Origin of the sequence: Streptomyces nogalater (genome assembly GCF_039532885.1) — a bacterium.
Classification (GTDB): domain Bacteria; phylum Actinomycetota; class Actinomycetes; order Streptomycetales; family Streptomycetaceae; genus Streptomyces; species Streptomyces nogalater.
In genome coordinates this window covers 70,488-89,620 of sequence record NZ_BAAASM010000010.1, presented here as the reverse complement: position 1 = coordinate 89,620, position 19,133 = coordinate 70,488, and the positions used below count along the sequence as shown (strand labels likewise).

13 protein-coding genes are annotated in these 19,133 nt (G+C 71.5%); 4 read left to right on the top strand and 9 right to left on the bottom strand.

The window, feature by feature from the left end; all coding sequences use genetic code 11:
* Positions 1-123: 123 nt before the first annotated feature.
* On the top strand, positions 124-1,674 hold the full coding sequence (locus tag ABD350_RS10075; RefSeq protein ID WP_344347519.1) for an MFS transporter: 1,551 nt from the start codon (positions 124-126) through the stop codon (positions 1,672-1,674).
* 392 nt (positions 1,675-2,066) lie between these two features.
* Here ABD350_RS10075 and ABD350_RS10070 read toward each other — a convergent pair whose 3' ends face one another.
* The 3 genes from ABD350_RS10070 to ABD350_RS10060 all read right to left on the bottom strand — a co-directional run bounded on the left by ABD350_RS10070 (position 2,067) and on the right by ABD350_RS10060 (position 4,394).
* Positions 2,067-2,972 (bottom strand): ADP-ribosylglycohydrolase family protein, encoded by a 906-nt coding sequence (locus ABD350_RS10070; protein ID WP_344347518.1) that lies wholly within the window; start codon positions 2,970-2,972, stop codon positions 2,067-2,069.
* A 12-nt stretch (positions 2,973-2,984) separates the two neighbouring features.
* Positions 2,985-3,644, bottom strand: a complete 660-nt coding sequence (locus ABD350_RS10065; RefSeq protein WP_344347517.1) for a histidine phosphatase family protein — start codon at positions 3,642-3,644, stop codon at positions 2,985-2,987.
* A 144-nt stretch (positions 3,645-3,788) separates the two neighbouring features.
* Positions 3,789-4,394 carry a YdbC family protein gene (locus ABD350_RS10060; RefSeq protein WP_344347516.1) on the bottom strand — a complete coding sequence of 202 codons (606 nt, stop codon included), beginning with the start codon at positions 4,392-4,394 and terminating at the stop codon, positions 3,789-3,791.
* Positions 4,395-4,541: 147 nt separating this feature from the next.
* On the opposite strand from ABD350_RS10060, the gene ABD350_RS10055 reads away from it, so the two are divergent.
* A complete protein-coding gene (locus ABD350_RS10055) occupies positions 4,542-5,075 on the top strand; it encodes a TerD family protein (RefSeq protein WP_344347515.1) in 534 nt (177 codons plus the stop codon).
* A 70-nt stretch (positions 5,076-5,145) separates the two neighbouring features.
* Here ABD350_RS10055 and ABD350_RS10050 read toward each other — a convergent pair whose 3' ends face one another.
* Together ABD350_RS10050 and nrdR are read right to left on the bottom strand one after the other, a co-directional pair.
* A complete protein-coding gene (locus ABD350_RS10050; RefSeq protein WP_344347514.1) occupies positions 5,146-8,037 on the bottom strand; it encodes a vitamin B12-dependent ribonucleotide reductase in 2,892 nt (963 codons plus the stop codon).
* Positions 8,038-8,200: 163 nt separating this feature from the next.
* Entirely contained in the window at positions 8,201-8,749 is a 549-nt protein-coding gene (nrdR, locus tag ABD350_RS10045; protein ID WP_344347513.1) for a transcriptional regulator NrdR, read from the bottom strand.
* Positions 8,750-9,310: 561 nt separating this feature from the next.
* On the opposite strand from nrdR, the gene lexA reads away from it, so the two are divergent.
* On the top strand, positions 9,311-10,090 hold the full coding sequence (gene lexA, locus ABD350_RS10040; RefSeq protein ID WP_030785435.1) for a transcriptional repressor LexA: 780 nt from the start codon (positions 9,311-9,313) through the stop codon (positions 10,088-10,090).
* A 141-nt stretch (positions 10,091-10,231) separates the two neighbouring features.
* Here lexA and ABD350_RS10035 read toward each other — a convergent pair whose 3' ends face one another.
* The 4 genes from ABD350_RS10035 to ABD350_RS10020 all read right to left on the bottom strand — a co-directional run bounded on the left by ABD350_RS10035 (position 10,232) and on the right by ABD350_RS10020 (position 17,384).
* Complete coding sequence (locus ABD350_RS10035) at positions 10,232-12,208, bottom strand: ATP-dependent DNA helicase (RefSeq protein WP_344347512.1); 1,977 nt, start codon at positions 12,206-12,208, stop codon at positions 10,232-10,234.
* Between the two features lie 415 nt (positions 12,209-12,623).
* Positions 12,624-13,394, bottom strand: a complete 771-nt coding sequence (locus ABD350_RS10030) for a GNAT family N-acetyltransferase (protein WP_344347511.1) — start codon at positions 13,392-13,394, stop codon at positions 12,624-12,626.
* Positions 13,395-13,440: 46 nt separating this feature from the next.
* Positions 13,441-15,540 (bottom strand): IucA/IucC family protein, encoded by a 2,100-nt coding sequence (locus ABD350_RS10025; protein WP_344347510.1) that lies wholly within the window; start codon positions 15,538-15,540, stop codon positions 13,441-13,443.
* A 233-nt stretch (positions 15,541-15,773) separates the two neighbouring features.
* Positions 15,774-17,384 carry a diaminobutyrate--2-oxoglutarate transaminase family protein gene (locus ABD350_RS10020; protein ID WP_417801520.1) on the bottom strand — a complete coding sequence of 537 codons (1,611 nt, stop codon included), beginning with the start codon at positions 17,382-17,384 and terminating at the stop codon, positions 15,774-15,776.
* 450 nt (positions 17,385-17,834) lie between these two features.
* Between ABD350_RS10020 and ABD350_RS10015 the strand changes: the two genes are divergently transcribed.
* Positions 17,835-19,058: a trypsin-like serine peptidase gene (locus tag ABD350_RS10015; protein WP_344347507.1), complete on the top strand. Its 1,224-nt coding sequence runs from the start codon at positions 17,835-17,837 to the stop codon at positions 19,056-19,058.
* Positions 19,059-19,133: the final 75 nt, after the last annotated feature.

Here is a 19,133-nt window from a genome sequence, read left to right as displayed (position 1 = left end):
GCAACGGGGGACGCGAGCGCGACACACGCTTAAGTGAACGCTTGCGTTCACTGTTGGGGACTCACTACGGTGGGCGCGACAGTGAACGCGAGCGTTCACTAACGCCTGTATGGGGGACCCACAGTGACAGCCTCTCAAGTTCTCACAGACGATCAGAAATCGGGCGCGGCCCGTCGGGGCGGGCACCCCGGTATCGCACTCACCGTCATCGCGGCCAGTCAGCTCATGGTGGTACTCGACGCGACGATTGTGAACATCGCGCTCCCGCACATTCAAGAAGCGCTCAGCTTCAGCACCACCGATCTGACATGGGTGGTCAGCGCCTACACGCTCACCTTCGGCGGCCTGCTGCTGCTCGGTGCGCGGGCCGGTGACATCCTCGGCCGCCGCCGGGTGTTCATGACCGGCATCCTGCTGTTCACCTTCGCCTCGCTGCTGGGCGGCCTGGCCCAGGAGCCCTGGCAACTCCTGGCCGCACGAGCCCTGCAGGGTGTGGGCGGCGCGATAGCGTCCCCCACGGCGCTGGCGCTGATAACGACCACCTTCCCCGAAGGCCCGGAACGCAACCGGGCCTTCGGTGTGTTCGCCGCCGTTTCCGCGGGCGGCGGTGCCATCGGCCTGCTGGCGGGCGGCATGCTCACCGACTGGCTCGACTGGCGTTGGGTGCTGTTCGTCAACGTGCCCATCGGCGTACTGATCGCGGTGCTCGCGCCGTTGTACATCAACGAGTCCGAGCGTCATCCGGGCCGCTTCGACCTCGCCGGCGCGCTCACCTCCACGGTCGGCATGGCGTCGCTGGTGTACGGGTTCATCCGCGCCGCGGAGGACGGCTGGCGGGACGGGCTCACGATCGGGTCCTTCGCCGCCGCCGTGGTGCTGCTGCTCGCCTTCGTCTTCATCGAGGCGCGGGCGAAGGAACCGATCACCCCGCTGCGGATGTTCGCGGAACGGAACCGCTGGGGCACCTACGTGATCATGCTGAGCCTGGCCGCGGCGATGTTCGGCATGTTCTTCTACATCGTGCTGTTCGTACAGAACGTGCTCGGCTACAGCGCCATCAGGGCCGGCATCGCGTTCCTTCCCGTGACGGCCGCGATCGCGATCGGTGCGGGGTTGTCGCAGCGCTTCCTTCCGGTGCTCGGCCCCAAGCCGTTCATGATGGCCGGCGCGGCGCTGGTGGCCGTCGGGCTGGGCTGGCAGACCTTCATCCAGCCGGACAGCACCTATGCGGGCGGGGTGCTGGGTCCGATGCTGGTGTTCGGCTTCGGTATGGGCCTGACCTTCGTGACGGCCACCGTCACCGCCGTGGCCGGTGTGGCCCCGCACGAGGCAGGAGCTGCTTCCGGGCTGCTCAACGCCACGCAGCAGGTCGGTGGTTCGCTCGGGTTGTCCATCCTGACGACCGTCTTCGGGTCGGCGAGCACCGACGAGGCAAAGGAGCAGCTGCCCCGGTTCCTCGCCGAGGCCTCGCCGGAGCAGAAGGCGGAGTTCGCCAAGACGCACCAGATCCCCGCGCCGTGGGGGAACGAGGTGCTCGCCCATGGCATTTCCACGGCCTTCATCCCGGCCGCCGCGATGGCCGTGCTCGCCTTCGTCACCGCCTGGCTGGTGCTGAAGGTCCGCAAGAGCGACCTCGACTCCCTCGCGGGCACGGCGGGCCCGCACCTGGGCTGAACCGGGACGCGCCGCGTGACGCCGCGGCCGGCCGGACCGCTGCCGGGCGAGGGACGGCACGCGCGCGGATCCGGTCGGCCGCAGCACGCTCACGAGAGCGTGGGAGAGAACCAGGAGCAGGGCGGGGACCACGGCGGAAAGCAGCGTCCGAGCCGGTCCCCGGCCCCACTCCGGCAGCAGCACCGGCACCCGCATACCGAACGTCATCTCTCCTCCCCTCCGTCCCCCTCGCGCTCGCGGCTCCACCGGCCACCCTGGACCGGACCGGACCCGGACATGGCGGGCGGCGGACATCGGGACAACGAGCGATGGTCACGGAGAGTTCCCGTTTCGGGGACGGAGAGTTCCGGCGTGCGGCGCCGACCGGCCGGGCTCGCGTGGCGACGGAGCCGTCAGGCTCCCGCGGGCACCCAGTCCGGCAGGCCCTCGGTGCGCTCGACCCACTCGGCGGGCGGTGTCCCCGCCTTGCCCGCGGCGAGCACCCCGCCCACGATCGCGCAGGTGGTGTCCACGTCCCCGCCGGCCTGGGCGGTGGTCCAGAACGCCGCCGCGTAGTCGCCGAGGGACCGCGCGGCGGACCACAGGGCGAAGGGGACGGTGTCATGGGCGGTCGTACGGCGTCCGCAGCCCAGGACGGCCGCCACGGTGACCGCGTCGTCGTAGTCGAGCATGTCCCGGGCCCGGCGCAGGCCCTGGCCGACCGCGCTCTTCGGTACGAGGGCGATGACACCGTCGAGCAGGGCCTCGGGGGCGGGCGGACCGTCCGGAGAGCCGGCGAACGCCGCCGCGGCGGCCACAGCCATGGCGCCGACCACGGCCTCCCGGTGCTGGTGGGTGGTGTAGGCCGAGATCTCCGCCTGGTGGGTCGCCTGCTCCGGATCGTCCGCGTACCACGCGCCCAGGGGCGCGATGCGCATCGCCGCGCCGTTGCCCCAGGACCCCTGGCCGTTGAAGAGCCCGGCGGCCAGCCGGCGCCAGTCCTCGCCCTCCCTGACCAGGCGCAGCAGTCGGCTGACCGCGGGGCCGTAGCCCCGGTCGGCGTCGTGGTGATCGGCGAAGGAGCGGGCGAGCGCGTCCTGGTCGACGCGGTGATGGGCGGCGAGGACGGCGACCACGGAGCAGGCCATCTCGGTGTCGTCCGTCCACTGCCAGGGGCCTGCGGGCAGCTCGCGGCGCTTGAGCAGGGGGTAGTGCGCGGGGACGAAGAACTGGGAGCCCAGCGCGTCCCCCACGGCCAGCCCGCGCAGGCTCGTCAGGGCGCGCTCCAGGCGCCCGGGGGAAGAGGAGTCAGCGGTCATCGCCCTGCCACTTTATCCGGTGACCCACTGCGGCACCGGCTCGCGCCAGCGTTCGAAGGGCCGGTCGAGTGTGTACTTGCCGTCCTCTCCGAGAACGAGCATCCGCATCTCGGCGTTCCCGGGATTGGACAGCGACTCGAATTCGGCGACCGTCCAGTGGAACCAGCGCATGCAGAACAGCCGCATGGCGAGCCCGTGGGTCACCAGGAGGACGTTCGGGGGATGGTCGGGGGCCTCGAAGCTGCGGAACAGGCTCTCCAGGAAGCCGCCGACCCGGTCGTAGACATCCGCGCCGGACTCACCCTGCGGGAACCGGAAGAAGAAGTGCCCGTACGCGTCCCGGTACGCCTTCTGCAGGCGCACGTCGTCGCGGTCCTGCCAGTTTCCCCAGTCCTGCTCGCGCAGCCGGGGCTCCTCCCGGACGCGTATCAGGTCGGGGTCGAGGCGGAAGGCGCGGAGTGTCTCGTGGGTACGGCGGTACGGGGAGACGTACACGCTGACCGCCTCCCGGCCGAACAGCTCGCGGAGCTGTTTCCCGGTCTCCTCCGCCTGCCGCCGTCCGCGCTCGGTCAGCGCGAGGGCGTGGTCGGGTTCGCGCTCGTACACGGAGTCGTCGACGTTGCCCGTGGACTCGCCGTGCCGGACAAGGACGATGCGCCGTGGTCGTGCCATGCCGAAACCCTAGAGCGTACGGCGGCGAGTCGAGCACTCGTACGGGCTCCATACGGCGTAGGTCACACCAAGACGGCGTCCCGGGCCGCTTCCGGACCCGCCGCGGGACCGGCCGGCGCGTTTGCTTTCCACACCGTCAGCCCTTCAGACCGTCCAGGACGGTTCGAGGTCCACGATGTCGCCCGAGAGCGCCGCGATGTCCGCCTCGGTCTGGGCACGCAGGGCGAGGCGCTCCACACGCTCGGTGCGGTACTTCCCGTGCTCGGCCGCCGAGCGCCACATCGACAGGATCAGGAACTCGTGCTCGGGTGCCTCGGCGAACATGCCGCGGATCATGCCGGGCGAGCCGGCCATCGCGGGGTTCCAGACCTTCTCCTGCATGAGCGTGAAGTGCTCCACCCGCTCCTCGCGGACCGTGCACAGGGCCACCCGGATCAGATCGGCGTCGGTGAAGCGCGGCTCGAATCCGGTCTTCACATCGAAGCGGTACTCGAACAGCTTGACCTGGGCGTCCTTGAAGGTGCCGGACTGGGCGGCGGCCAGCCGGTCGTGGGAGCGTGCCATGAAGGAGTCGTAGAAGGCACGGCTCTCCCAGAAGGCGAAGATGTGCGCCACCCCCGGCCGCTGCCGGCTCCAGCCCCCGCCCTGTCCCCGGAAACCCGGCTCCCCGGGAAGCCCCGCCCATTTCCGCTGCCCCCGCTCGAAACCCCGGCGGTCCACCACAGTGCAGCGAATCCACTTGACCAGCACCGCGCCATCGTACGGCCCCCGGGCGTGGCGTGGGTCACCCCTTGGTGAGTTCGCCCGCGCGTACGCGCCCGGGTACATGGCACGATGGACAAGACACCCCGGCCGCAGGGAAGTTGGGGTCGAACCACAGCGGGAGGGGGAAGCCTCGTGACCGGCTTCAGCAAGGGAATCCGCAAGGTAGAGGTCGCGCTCAAGTGGGACCCCAGTCCGGCGGGTCACTCGCCGGCCGATCTCGACATCATCGCCGCGACCTTCGTGTCGGGTGACGCGTACGGGGATCCGGCCTATCTGGTGCACTTCGACAGCCGTTCGCCGGACGGCACGATCACCCTCAACCGCGACAGCACGGACGGCAAGGGGTTCGGCTGGGACGAGGTCATGACGCTCGAGCTGGAGCGTCTCGACGGCCGCTACACGCGCGTGGTGGTGGGCGCCGTCATCCAACAGCGCTACGGCCACAAGACGTTCGCCGACGTGCAGCATCCCGCCCTCCGTATCCGTGAGGGCTACACCGTGCTCGCCGAGGACGACTTCGGATCGGTGGCCGGGGCGACGGCCGCCGCGATCGCCGAGTTCGTCCGGGACGACTCCGGCGAGTGGACCTTCCGCCCCGGTCTGCACGGCTTCGACGGGGACCCGGCGACCTTCACCCGGGTCATGGGCCGGGCGCACCGGCCCTGACGTTCCCCTCACACACGCGTAAGGGGCGCCGGCCCTGGCCGGCGCCCCTTACCTCACGAACGGCGTGTCATCAGCTGCAGCCGCTGGTCGAGCCGCAGCCCTCGCAGATGTAGCAGGAGCCGGCCCGCTGCATCTTCGTACCGCAGGAGAAGCACAGCGGGGCGTCGGCCTGGATGCCCAGCTGCATCTCCACCAGCTCGGCGCTGGTGTGGGCCTGCTTCGGGGCGGGCTTGGCCGCCTCGGACTCGGCCTTCGGCGTGGCGACCGCCTTCAGCTCCTGGGCACGCGGCGCCGACTGGGCCAGGCCCTCGACGTCCACCTCGTCGTCGGCCGGCTCGTAGGAGCCGGTCTCCAGGTGCCGCTGGCGCTCCTCGGCGGAGTGGATGCCGAGCGCGGAGCGGGTCTCGAAGGGCAGGAAGTCCAGCGCCAGGCGGCGGAAGATGTAGTCGACGATCGACTGCGCCATCCGCACGTCCGGGTCGTCCGTCATACCGGCCGGCTCGAAGCGCATGTTGGTGAACTTCGAGACGTACGTCTCCAGGGGCACGCCGTACTGGAGGCCGACGGAGACGGCGATGGAGAAGGCGTCCATCATGCCCGCGAGGGTGGAGCCCTGCTTGGACATCTTCAGGAAGACCTCGCCCAGGCCGTCGTCCGGGTAGGAGTTGGCCGTCATGTAACCCTCGGCGCCGCCGACGGTGAAGGACGTGGTGATGCCGGGACGTCCCTTCGGGAGGCGCTTGCGGACCGGACGGTACTCGACGACCTTCTCGACCTTGGTCTCGACTGCCGCGGGCTCCTCGGCCTTCTTCTCGTCCGCCGAGTCCTTCTTCTTGGCGGAGAGCGGCTGGCCGACCTTGCAGTTGTCGCGGTAGATCGCGAGCGCCTTGACGCCCAGCTTCCAGGCCTCGAAGTAGATCTCCTCGACCTCCTCGACGGTCGCCGTCTCCGGCATGTTGACCGTCTTGGAGATGGCGCCGGAGATCCACGGCTGGATCGCGGCCATCATGCGGACGTGGCCCATCGGGGAGATGGCGCGCTCGCCCATGGCGCAGTCGAAGACCTCGTAGTGCTCCTGCTTGAGGCCGGGGGCGTCGATCACATTGCCGTGCTCGGCGATGTGGGCGACGATCGCCTCGATCTGCTCCTCCTGGTAACCCAGGCGGCGCAGGGCCTGCGGGACGGTGCCGTTGACGATCTGCATCGAGCCGCCGCCGACCAGCTTCTTGAACTTCACCAGCGCGAGGTCGGGCTCGACACCGGTGGTGTCGCAGGACATCGCGAGGCCGATGGTGCCGGTCGGCGCGAGGACGGACGCCTGGGAGTTACGGAAACCGTTCTTCTCGCCGAGCCGCAGCACGTCCTGCCAGGCCTCCGTGGCGGCGGCCCAGACCGGGGTGTCCAGGTCGTCCATGCGCACGGCCGTGGCGTTGGCGTCGGAGTGCTGCTTCATGACGCGCTTGTGGGCGTCGGCGTTGCGGGCGTAGCCGTCGTAGGTGCCGACGACCTCGGCCAGCTCGGCGGAGCGGCGGTAGGCCGTACCCGTCATCAGGGAGGTGATGGCACCGGCCAGGGCGCGGCCGCCGTCGGAGTCGTAGGCGTGGCCGGTGGCCATCAGCAGGGCGCCGAGGTTGGCGTAGCCGATGCCGAGCTGGCGGAAGGCGCGGGTGTTCTCACCGATCTTCTGGGTCGGGAAGTCCGCGAAGCAGATCGAGATGTCCATCGCGGTGATGACCAGCTCGACGACCTTCTGGAAGCGCTCGGTCTCGAAGGACTGGTGGCCCTTGCCGTCGTCCTTGAGGAACTTCATCAGGTTCAGCGAGGCCAGGTTGCAGGACGTGTTGTCCAGGTGCATGTACTCGCTGCACGGGTTCGACGCGGTGATCCGGCCGGACTCGGGGCAGGTGTGCCAGTTGTTGATCGTGTCGTCGTACTGGATGCCCGGGTCGGCGCAGGCCCAGGCGGCCTCGGCGATCTTGCGGAAGAGCGCCTTGGCGTCGACCTCCTCGATGACCTCGCCGGTCATACGGGCACGCAGGCCGAACTTGCCGCCCTCCTCGACCGCCTTCATGAACTCGTCGTTCACGCGGACCGAGTTGTTGGCGTTCTGGTACTGGACGGACGTGATGTCGTCGCCGCCCAGGTCCATGTCGAAGCCCGCGTCGCGCAGGACGCGGATCTTCTCCTCTTCCTTGACCTTGGTCTCGATGAAGTCCTCGATGTCGGGGTGGTCGACGTCGAGCACGACCATCTTGGCGGCACGGCGGGTGGCACCGCCGGACTTGATGGTGCCGGCGGAGGCGTCGGCGCCGCGCATGAAGGAGACGGGGCCGGAGGCGTTGCCGCCGGAGGAGAGCAGCTCCTTGGAGGAGCGGATCCGGGAGAGGTTCAGGCCGGCGCCGGAGCCGCCCTTGAAGATCATGCCCTCTTCCTTGTACCAGTCGAGGATCGACTCCATGGAGTCGTCGACGGACAGGATGAAGCAGGCCGAGACCTGCTGGGGCTGCTTGGTCCCGACGTTGAACCAGACGGGGCTGTTGAAGCTGAAGATCTGGTGCAGGAGGGCGTACGCCAGCTCGTGCTCGAAGATCTCGGCGTCGGCGGGCGAGGCGAAGTACTTGTGGTCCTCACCGGCCTTCCGGTACGTCTTCACGATGCGGTCGATCAGCTGCTTGAGGCTGGTCTCGCGCTGCGGGGTGCCGACGGCGCCCCGGAAGTACTTGCTGGTGACGATGTTGACCGCGTTCACCGACCAGAAGTCGGGGAACTCGACGCCACGCTGCTCGAAGTTGACCGAGCCGTCGCGCCAGTTGGTCATGACGACGTCACGGCGCTCCCACGTCACCTCGTCGTACGGGTGCACGCCGGGGGTGGTGTGGATGCGCTCGATGCGCAGTCCCTTCGTGCCCTTGGCTCCCTTGGCTCGGGAACCTCGTGCCGGACCGCTCGCCGTCTCTGTCATGCCGCCTCCCTACGGGCGAAAACGCCCTGAAATGCCCCCGTTGTTCCCGTGGGCACATGTTTCTGTCTTGCGTCGCGGGCACCCTCAGCCGCCGCCCGCGACAGGTCTTCGTTCGCCGCCGTACGGCCGGAACCGGTTCTCCGTCCGGATCCCGGTCCGTCGGTCAGTCGGCGGCGTGCGCGGGCTCGGGAACCTGCGTGGTCCCGGCCGGCCCGCGATGGTCTTCCCGGCTCCCCGCGCCGCCGTCTTCCTCGTCCGTGGCGGGGCGCGTCGCCTCCCTCAGCTCCGCGATGGCGGCCTCGAAGTCCTCAAGCGAGTCGAACGCCCGGTAGACGGAGGCGAACCGCAGGTAGGCGACGAGGTCCAGCTCCTGCAAAGGGCCGAGTATGGCCAGCCCCACGTCGTGGGTGGTCAGCTCGGCGCTTCCGGTCGCGCGCACCGCCTCCTCGACCCGCTGCCCGAGCTGGGCGAGCGCGTCCTCGGTGACCGGCCGCCCCTGGCACGCCTTGCGCACACCGTTGATGACCTTGGTGCGGCTGAACGGTTCGGTGACTCCGGACCGCTTCACCACCATGAGCGAGCACGTCTCCACGGTCGTGAAACGACGGGAGCAGTCAGGGCACTGGCGGCGCCTACGGATGGACGTGCCGTCGTCGGTCGTACGACTGTCGACCACACGGCTGTCGGGGTGCCTGCAGAAGGGGCAGTGCATGTTTCTCCAACCCTCCTCACAGCAGACTCGTCAGCCTCGCCGGACCCACAGGCCTCGCGAAGCAGCCCTAAGCATAGGCGATCGGTGAGCCGTCTCCGACCGGGGGGACCACAACTTGTGGGCCGCTGTAGCCATCCAACCACTACATGTGGGGATTGGCTCATTCGCCAAGGCAGACACGCGTGTCGCACCGGAACGGCGCCCGGGAGGCCGGTGGCGACCTGCGGGACACGCGGGCGCGCAGCCGCGCCACCGCGCGCTCGCGGGGATACGGTGGGCGCCGCGGGGAGGACGCTTCGGCACTCCCGCACAGGAATGACCCCGGAACCGGACTGCGAGATTCCGGATGGCAGACTGGGGGCGCCGCTCACGAGGCGAGCGACTCCAGCGGTGAAGAGTACAACAATGGGCGCTTTTGTCCGCCGAGCGTCGCGGTAGCTATACACCCGGATACCTGCTCCCGTCAGGCGAAACGCACTTTTTCACTCGAACGTGTGTTTGGCGCAACCTTTCGAAAGCAACTACCGTTGTGCAGCAGGGAGACCATCGAGAGGGGCCGCCGTGACCACCACCGCAGACAGTGCCACCATCACCGCCCAGGACCGCTCCCAGGGCCGAGTCGAGCCGGTACACGCGATGAACGAAGCCACGAATCCCGAGGGAAACAAGCGCTCCCTGCCGGGCCGACCTCCAGGCATCCGGGCGGACAGCTCCGGACTCACCGACCGGCAGCGCCGGGTGATCGAGGTCATCAGGGACTCGGTGCAACGGCGGGGTTACCCGCCGTCGATGCGGGAGATCGGCCAGGCCGTCGGCCTCTCCAGCACCTCCTCCGTGGCCCACCAGCTGATGGCACTGGAGCGCAAGGGCTTCCTGCGCCGCGACCCCCACCGCCCGCGCGCCTACGAGGTCCGCGGATCGGACCAGACCGTCACCGTGCAGCCCACGGACACCGCCGGCAAGCCCGCCGCGTCGTACGTCCCGCTCGTCGGCCGCATCGCCGCCGGTGGCCCCATCCTCGCGGAGGAGTCCGTCGAGGACGTCTTCCCGCTCCCCCGCCAGCTCGTCGGCGACGGCGAACTCTTCGTCCTCAAGGTCGTCGGCGACTCCATGATCGAGGCCGCGATCTGCGACGGCGACTGGGTCACCGTGCGCCGTCAGCCGGTCGCCGAGAACGGCGACATCGTGGCCGCCATGCTCGACGGCGAGGCCACCGTCAAGCGCTTCAAGCGCGAGGACGGCCACGTCTGGCTCCTCCCCCACAACGCGGCCTACGAGCCGATCCCCGGCGACGACGCGACCATCCTGGGCAAGGTCGTCGCCGTGCTGCGGCGCGTCTGACCGCCGCGGCGACGAGCCCCACCCGGCTCGCTCCCTGACCGGGCCCCGGAACCCCTGCGCCGGTTCCGGGGCCCTGCTTGTCCCCGGGGCGGTCGCCGGGCGCCGCCTCTCAAGGCGGGCCCGGGGGCCGGCCGCCCCCGGTCACTTCCCCTCCGTCTCCTTCGCCGCCGCGTCGATCGCCGCGAGCGACCTGCGGACCTGGTTGCGGTCCGTGGTGTACCAGAAGTCCGGCAGGGAGGCCTTGAGGTAACCGCCGTAGCGCGCGGTCGCCAGCCGCTGGTCCAGTACCGCGACCACGCCACGGTCCCCGGAGGCCCGGACGAGGCGGCCGGCGCCCTGCGCCATGAGCAGCGCCGCATGGGTGGCGGCGACCGCCATGAAGCCGTTGCCGCCGGCGTCCTCCACCGCCTTCTGGCGCGCGCTCATCAGTGGATCGTCGGGGCGCGGGAACGGGATCTTGTCCATGACGACCAGCTGACAGCTGGGGCCCGGGACGTCGACGCCCTGCCAGAGGGACAACGTGCCGAAGAGACAGGTCTTCGGGTCGGCGGCGAAGTTCTTGATCAACTCGCCGAGCGTCTCCTCGCCCTGGAGGAGGATCGGGAACTCGGGGATCCGGGAGCGCAGCTCCTCCGCCGCGAGCTGGGCCGCCCGCATGGACGAGAACAGGCCGAGGGTGCGCCCGCCGGCCGCCTGGATCAGCTCGGTCAGCTCCTCCAGCATGTCGGCGCGCTCACCGTCACGCGCGGGGCGCGCCAGGTGTTTGGCGACGTACAGGATGCCCTGCTTGCGGTAGTCGAACGGCGAGCCGACGTCGATGCCCTTCCACTGCGGCAGGTCCTCGCCCTGCGTGCCCTCCGGGCCGAGGCCCAGCGAGGCGCCGACGCCGTTGAAGTCGCCGCCCAGCTTGAGCGTCGCCGAGGTGAGGACGACGGACCGGTCGGCGAAGAGCTTCTCCCTGAGCAGGCCGGAGACCGACATGGGGGCGACCCGCAGGGACGCGCCGAACCGGTCGTGCCGTTCGTACCAGACGACGTCCCACTCCGAACCGTTCAGGACCCGTTCCGCCACGTCGTGGACCGTCTCCACCGAGGCCAGCGCCTGCTTGCGGACAGCGTCCTCGTCCTGGACGGACTTGTCGCGGGTCGCGCCGATGGCGGAGATCACCGTGCGGGCGGCGTCCCGCAGCTGCATCAGGGCGTAGCCGAGGTCTTCCGGGATCTCCTCCAGACGGCCCGGAAGAGCGAGTTCCATCAGCCGCTCGAAGCCCTCGGCGGCGGTCTGGAGCTGGTCGGCGGCCTTCTCGTTGACCAGCTTGGCGGCGCGGCGCACGGCGCGGTTCACCTGGCCGGGGGTGAGTTCGCCGGTGGCGACACCGGTGACGCGGGAGACCAGCTCGTGCGCCTCGTCCACGATCAGTACCTCGTGCTGCGGCAGCACCGGGGCGCCCTCGATGGCGTCGATGGCGAGCAGGGCGTGGTTGGTGACCACGACCTCGGCGAGCTTGGCCCGCTCACGGGCCATCTCCGCGAAGCACTCGGCGCCGTACGCGCACTTCGACGCGCCCAGGCACTCCCGCGAGGACACCGACACCTGGGCCCAGGCGCGGTCCGAGACGCCGGGGGTGAGATCGTCCCGGTCGCCGTTCTCGGTCTCGTCCGCCCAGTCCCGCAGCCGCAGCAGGTCCTGGCCCAGCTTGCTGGTGGGCGCGGCGGCCTCGAACTGGTCGAACAGGCCCTCTTCCTCGTCCTGCGGCATGCCCTCGTGCAAGCGGTGCAGGCACAGGTAGTTCGACCGGCCCTTGAGCATGGCGAACTCCGGGCGGCGGCGCAGCAGCGGGTGCAGGGCCTCGACCGTGCGCGGCAGGTCCCGCTCCACGAGCTGGCGTTGCAGGGCGAGCGTGGCCGTCGCGACGATCACTCTCTCTCCGTGCGCGAGCGCGGGCACGAGATAGCCCAGCGACTTACCGGTACCGGTGCCGGCCTGGACCAGCAGGTGGGATCCGTCGTCGATCGCCTCGGCGACCGCTTCGGCCATGGTCACCTGGCCGGGGCGCTCCGTGCCGCCGACGGCGGCGACGGCGGCATGCAGGAGTTCGGAGAGGGAGGGCTTCGTCATAGCCTGACCACCCTACGGCCCCGCACTGACAAACGGGGGGCTGTAGCGGGGCCGGGGGGCGGGATCACGACCGGGCTCCTGGGGGTGGGGTCGGGTGGCTGGGACGGCGGGACGGACGCACCGGCTCCTCCGCAACCGGGGGCCGGGCCGGCTGGGACGGTGGGACGGGCGGGCGGCTCCTCCACAACCGGCGGCTCCTCGGCGGGCGGCGGTGCCACGGCGTGCGGAGACTGGTTGACGGGCGGCGGTGCCATGGCGCGCGGAGGCTGCCGGGCGGGCGGCGATTTCCCGGCTTGCGCCGGGCGCCTCGGCAGGCGGCGGCTCGGTGCCGGTACTCTCGCCGAATTTTTTCCCGGGCCGGGAACATCTGGGCACCGCCGTTCGTATCTCATGGTGAGCGTGCGATTACGCGCCGCTACGGCGCATCGCGCGGGACCCGGTCCCGGATCATGAGGGCGGCCCGCTTGCCGGGCAGGTCGATCTCGGCGGCAAACCGGAAGCCCGCGCTCAGGAACGCTGCGATGGAGGGGGTGTTGCGAAGATCGGGTTCTGCCACCACCCGTGGGCAGGCGGGACTCCGGTCGAGGATCAGGCCGGCCACGGCACCGAGCAGGGCCGAGCCCAGCCCCCGTCCCCGGTCCGCCGCGTCTCCGATGAGGAGATGGATCCCGGTGTCGTGCGGACGAGCGGGATAGCTGCGGGCCAGTGGATCCAGGTCCGCCCGGTAGACCTCCCAGTAGCTCATCGGGGTGCCGTCGAGTACACCGAGACACGGTACGCAGCACTCGTGACCGTGCAGTTGGGACCGCAGGTGGTCCTCCGTCCGGTGCGGGGGCCCGGCCAGTTCCCAGAAGGCGGCTACGGCCGGGTCGTTCATCCAGCGGTGGACGAGCGGCAGGTCCCGGTCGATGTGTACGGGCACCAACTGGAAGGAGCCGGCGGGAGTCGGGACCGCGCCCCATGTGGCGATCCGGCCGAGGAGGCCGGCCGTCACGCCGGTGCGGAGGGCGAGGAACTCGGCGGGCAGCCGCAGATCCAGGGTGTCCTCGCCGTCCGGGGCGTCGTCCACCGTGGTGAACGGGCCGAACGGGGAGTGCCGGGGACCCGTCGTACCGGGCCGCGGGCCGGCGCCGTACGGGCGGGCCGGGGCGGGACCGGTTCCGGCGGTCGTGTCGGTGGGGGGCACGGTGCTCTCCTCTCAGGAGACGAGGTGGGTCCTGTGCGCAGGTGGCTCAGGAATGAAGGGGGTTGGCGATGGTGACGTAGACGGACTGGGTGTCGACCGGGCCGGCGAGTTCGTCGAGACCGTGCAGTCGGGTCAGCAGGTTGGCCTTGCAGCGCAGCACGGGTGAGTCGAGCAGGCGGCCGGGCAGAGAGGTGCGCAGTGGGGCGGGCCCCGAGGCCAGGGTGGTCAGGAAGCGGCGGAAGGCCGCGAGGAGCAGGCGCTCGTCGGCGAGGCGCTGGGAGCCGAAGGCACCGATCAGGCCGAACACGTTGTTGACGGCGAGGTAGTAGGCGAAGCGTTCGTCGGCGATCTCGTCGGGGACGAAGGTGTCGCTGCGTGCGCCGATGCCGGGCAGCCGTGCGGTCAGTTCGGTTCGCCGTGACTCGCGGAAGTAGTAGCCCTGGTTGTCACGGTAACGGCCGCCGATGGGCCAGCCGTCGCCGTCCAGCAGGAGCAGCGTGTTCTGCTGGTGCGCTTCGAGGGCCACGCCGGCCTCGCCGTCCAGCCAGAGGACGGGGCGGACGACATGCTCCAGGTAGCGAAGGAACCACTCCGCCGCTACGGCGCCGACGGACCGGCCGGTACGGGCCGTGAGTCGTGCGAGGAGATGGGCCAGGCGCGACCGCATCGGCCACGTGGCGGGTCGTTCCACCGCGTTGGGCGACGGTACGACGGCGAGCGGGCGGGGCGACACGAGTCCGGCGACGCAGCCGGCGTCGTCGGCCGGGGTGAACGGGTTGTGCCGGATCACCACGTCGAGCCCCGGTACGGGCAGTCCGTCCGGGCCGTCCACAGCGAGCCAGGCCGGGTCGCGGACGATGTCGAAGCCGGGGTGGGCTGTGCGCCACCGACCGGCGAGGCCGGTGCGCAGCAGCCGGTGCACCTCTACGCCTCGGTGGAGTTCCTTGCGCAGGTTCTCGCGGCGGGAGTTGGTGATGCGCAGGGCCAGCGAGAGCTTGAGCATCGCGGGGGCGCCGGACCGGTGGACGGTTCGTACGGAGGAGGTGGGATGCCAGGGACTGCCGAGCGGCCCGAGGTCGCGCAGCAGCCCGGAGTCGAACAGCGCGGCGACGGCAGGGCGGTGCCGTACCTCGCGCGCCTGCCAGGGGTGCAGGGGCAGCGCGGTGTAACCGTCGGGCAGCGGCAGGCCGGTGCCGGCGAGGCGCCGGACGAGGTGGCCGGCGGGAACGGGACGGCCTCGCTCGGTCCAGGCCGAGTCGGTGGCGAGGAGAGAGGGGGCGACAGCGAGCCAGTGCAGGGGGAAGGAGCCGTGCGACTCCGGTGAGTACCGGCCGGACTCGGCCTCGGTCAGGCCCTCCCGGCTCTTGGGGGCCGGATGCAGCGGGTGTCCGAGGAGCAGGGCCTGTTCGGCGCTGAGGAAGAGGTCGGGGGTGTCCGCGGGGTGTGCGCGCCGGTAGCGGATGAACTCGGCGGTGCGGCGGGCGGAGTCGGCGACCCTGGCCACGAGATCGCCGCCGGCCGCGGGGTCGCCGCAGGAGCCGGGGCCCGGGCCGGCACCGGAGCCACCGGCAGTGCTGTCGCCACCCGGATGGGAGGCCGGGCGGGACGCGGGCGTACGGATGGTGCCGGGGGCAGCGGTGCCGTCGTCCTGGCCGGCGGCGCGGGGGCCGGGCGTGGTGGGGGCGGGGGCGGGTGCCGTCGTATCCGGTGGGCTGGGGGTTTCCCTGGCCAGGAGTGCCGCGAGGGTCACGGCGTCGAGGGGTGGCGCGGTGCCGGGTGCGGAGGCGAGTCGGGGTGGGTCGAAGCGGTGCCAGCCCGTCGGGGACCAGTACCGCACCGGTGCGATCAGGGCGGTGCCGCTGGCGGGCAGCGGGATGGTGAGGCTCGCGGTGGTGGGGGCGGTGAGGCCGGTCTCGCGGACCCAGCACCGCAGGAGGTTCTCGACGGCGGCGGCCTCGGCCGCGGTGTGCGGATCGGGGTCGTCCAGCGGGTCGGGGCCGGGCACCGGGCAGCGGCTGGTGTCCGCCTCCCGCCTCTTCTGCTGGGGGACGGATTCGGTGAGCGGTACGGCGGCGGACGGGGTGGCGGAATCTCCCTGGTCGTCGGGGGCGCCGGAGCGGCCGTCGGGGTGGGGAGTGGCGTTCATGACGGCTCCTGCGGGGCTGGGTGCGGGGTGTCGCGGGCTGGTCCGGTCGTCCGCCCGGTCCCTTGTCGGACGGGCGGGGCGATGTGCGGCACGGTGTACGGCACGGCTGTGGGGTGGGGCCGACGGCCGGTGTCGGCCCGGGTGCCCGGAAAGGAGGGCGGAGTCGGGAGGGAAGATGGTGACGGATCCGGTGGGCGGTCCCGGGGTCGGCGGCCCGGTGCGGTGCGCGTGTTTCAGCGTGCGCGCCGGGCAGGGCCGGGGTGTCGTTGCGGGTGGGGGCCGTGGGTCTCGTGGTCGCGGGCCGCCGCCGTGATGGCGTCGGTCAGGCGGTCGAGTACCGCCTCCGCCTGTTCGTCGCTGATCGTCAGCGGCGGAAGCAGCCGGACCACGGACGTGTGCCGGCCGCCCAGTTCGACGATCAGTCCGCGCCGCAGGCACTCCCGCTGGACCGCGGCGGCCAGTCCGGGGGCGGGCAGGTACGGCGTGCGGGCGGGCGGGTACGGCGTGCGGGCGGCGGGGCCCGTGGACGTATCGGGGGCCGTACCAGCGGTCCGGGCGTCGGGGACCGCGGCGGTGCCCGGGCCGCCGGGAACGTCCGGACCGCCACCAGCCCCGGTCGGGTCACCCGCGCCGCGCACGCCGCTCGGACCAACCGGTCCCCCGGCACCGCACGCCGGCGCCCCCGGTTCACGCTGCTCCGGCTCCGGGCTGACGAGTTCGATGCCGATCATCAGCCCGCGGCCCCGTACGTCTCCCACACACGCGTACGCGCGGCCGAAGTCCGCGAGCCGGGTCAGCATCCGGTTGCCGAGGGCGGCGGCTCGTTCGGCGAGGGCGTTCTCACGGACGTAGGCGAGGGTGGCGGTGCCGGCGGCCATGGCGAGCTGGTTGCCGCGGAAGGTGCCGGCGTGGGCGCCGGGCTGCCAGGTGTCGAGGTCGTCGCGGTAGACGATCACGGCCAGCGGGAGGCTGCCGCCGATGGCCTTGGACAGGACCATGACGTCGGGGGTGACGCCGCTGTGGTCGACGGCCCAGAAGGCGCCCGTGCGGCCGACCCCGGTCTGGATCTCGTCGGCGATCAGCGGGATGGACCGGTCCGCCGTGAGCCGGCGCATACGGCGCAGCCAGTCGTCCGGCGCGGGGATCACCCCGCCCTCGCCCTGGACGGGTTCGAGGATCATCCCGGCGGGCAGGGGGACGCCGGACTTGGGGTCGTCCAGGAGTGACTCGGTCCAGCGCGCGGCGAGTTCGGCGCCGGACGGGCCGCCGACGCCGAACGGGCAGCGGTAGTCCTGCGGATAGGGCAGGCGGGCCACTTGCACGTCGGGGGCGCCGCCCGAGGCGGCCAGGGCGCCGGCGGTCATGCCGTGGTACGCGCCGGCGAAGGCGAGGACGCCGGTGCGGCCGGTCGCGGTCCGGACCAGTTTGAGGGCGGCCTCGACGGCGTCGGTGCCGGCCGGCCCGCAGAACTGGACGCGGGCCCGGTCGGCGAGGCCGGGCGGGAGGGTGCGGAACAGCTCGGTGACGAAGGCGTCCTTCACCGGGGTCGCGAGGTCGAGGACGGAGAGCGGGGCGCCCGAGTCCAGGACCCCGCGGATCGCTTCGAGCACGACCGGGTGGTTGTGGCCGAGGGCGAGGGTGCCGGCGCCGGAGAGGCAGTCCAGATAACGGCGGCCGTCGGCGCCCTCGATGGTGAGCCCCCGGGCCCGGACGGGAACGATGGGCAGGGCGCGGGCGTAGGTGCGCGCCGAGGACTCGCGCGCCGACTGGCGTCTGAGGATCCCCTCGTGCGCGGCCCGTGTTTCTCCGGATGTGGCTCCGGCCATCGACTCCGTTACGGCCACGGCGCGCTGTCCTCCTGGCTGGTCAAGGGCGAGTCGGTGCTCGGGGACCGGACACGGACGGCCGGTTCCACCGGCTACAACCGCCGACCGTTCGGCCGGTTACGGGGTGGCCTGGAGATCCTTGTCCGGAAGGCCGGGACGGGGTCGCGTATCGGCCTCCCGGGCGGCGGGCACGGCCGCGGCCGTCACCGGCCCGTCCGGGGGCGGCGGGGGCGGCGGGGGCGACCCGCCCGTCGGGGCGGGACGGGGGCAACCCGCCGCTGGCGAGGCCCTGTTCAGGCAGCCTGTGACGGAACCGTTGCCGTCCGGGCAGAACTCCCCCACAGCGACCGCATAGTGTGTGATGCCGTTCCCGGAAGGTCACGGGACCGGCAAGAACCGTCCATGGGTTCGCCGCCGGGGCCGGGGCCCAAGCGCCGAGTTCCTTTCACAGCAAGGGGAGTCAAGACCATGCGATCCATACGGCCGTCGTTCACCGCTCGGCGAGGAAGGGGCGGTCGCCGCACCTCGGCCTCGCTGACGGCGGTCGCCCTCGTCTCGGCGCTGGCCCTGACCGCCACCGCCTGTGACAGCGGCGGTGCCGACGACGGCAACCCGGCGTCCACCGCGTCCGCGGCGGGCACCGGTGACGGAAAGATCCGTATCCCCGACGACCTCAAGCGCAGGCTCAAGGATCACGGGATCGACATCGACAAGTGGAAGAACGGCGCCTGGAAGGACTGGAACAAGGACGACTGGCTGCGCGAGGCCAACGACTTCATCAACCCGGTCATCAGCGGCCTGTGGGACCCGGACCGGATGCGGGAGGCCGAGGAGCCGGACCAGGGCGTCGACGACAACGACATCTCCGGTGACCAGGGGGTGACGGACCCGACGCCGCAGCCGGTGCGGGCGCGGGCGGTCGACGCGCCGTACCACACCAACGCGGCCACGTCGGGCAAGCTGCTCTTCGACTCGCCCGAGGGCACCATGGTCTGCTCGGCGACGGTCGTGCAGGACCCGGCGCACCCGGGCAAGTCCAACCTGGTCTGGACGGCCGGTCACTGTGTGCACGCCGGCAAGAAGGGCGGCTGGTACCGCAACCTCGCCTTCGTGCCGTCGTACAACGATCGGGCCCTGTCGGCGGCCGAGTTGCAGAACGCGAGCCGGTCGCAGGTCGCCCCGTACGGCGTGTGGTGGGCCGACGCGGCGAAGACCTCGCAGCAGTGGATCAGCGAGGGCGGCAAGTCGGGCGGTGCCGGTGCCGCGTACGACTTCGCCGTCATCCATGTGACGCCGGAGCAGGGCAGTGGCGGCAAGTCGCTGGAGGAGACGGTCGGCGGGGCGCTGCCGGTGGACTTCGACGCGCCGGCCGTGGCGAAGGTGGGCGGCGTGACGGCGTCCGGTTACCCGGCGGCGGCCCCGTACGACGGCGGGCTGCTGTACCAGTGCCAGGACACGCCGGGCCGGCTGACCATCGAGCAGGCCGACCCGACGATGTACCGGATCGGCTGCACGATGACCGGTGGCTCCTCCGGCGGCGGCTGGGTGGAGACCGGTGCCGACGGCAAGCCCGCGCTGGTGTCCAACACGTCCATCGGCCCGGTGAACGCGGGCTGGCTGGCCGGTCCCCGGCTGGGCGAGGTGGCCAAGAGCGTGTACGACTCGGTGAGCGAGCAGTTCGCCGGACGGTGAGCGTGACACCGCTGCGCGGAGCATGACGACACCGCTGTGAGCGCGACGAGGGCCCGTCACCCCGGGTGGGGTGAC

What these genes read in the sequence shown, in the direction of transcription:
- ABD350_RS10070 (WP_344347518.1), bottom strand. Translation starts at nt 2,972, where the DNA reads ATGACCGCTGACTCCTCTTCCCCCGGGCGCCTGGAGCGCGCCCTGACG.
- ABD350_RS10065 (WP_344347517.1), bottom strand. Translation starts at nt 3,644, where the DNA reads ATGGCACGACCACGGCGCATCGTCCTTGTCCGGCACGGCGAGTCCACG.
- ABD350_RS10050 (WP_344347514.1), bottom strand. Translation starts at nt 8,037, where the DNA reads ATGACAGAGACGGCGAGCGGTCCGGCACGAGGTTCCCGAGCCAAGGGA.
- nrdR (WP_344347513.1), bottom strand. Translation starts at nt 8,749, where the DNA reads ATGCACTGCCCCTTCTGCAGGCACCCCGACAGCCGTGTGGTCGACAGT.
- ABD350_RS10035 (WP_344347512.1), bottom strand. Translation starts at nt 12,208, where the DNA reads ATGACGAAGCCCTCCCTCTCCGAACTCCTGCATGCCGCCGTCGCCGCC.
- ABD350_RS10025 (WP_344347510.1), bottom strand. Translation starts at nt 15,540, where the DNA reads ATGAACGCCACTCCCCACCCCGACGGCCGCTCCGGCGCCCCCGACGAC.
- ABD350_RS10015 (WP_344347507.1), top strand. Translation starts at nt 17,835, where the DNA reads ATGCGATCCATACGGCCGTCGTTCACCGCTCGGCGAGGAAGGGGCGGT.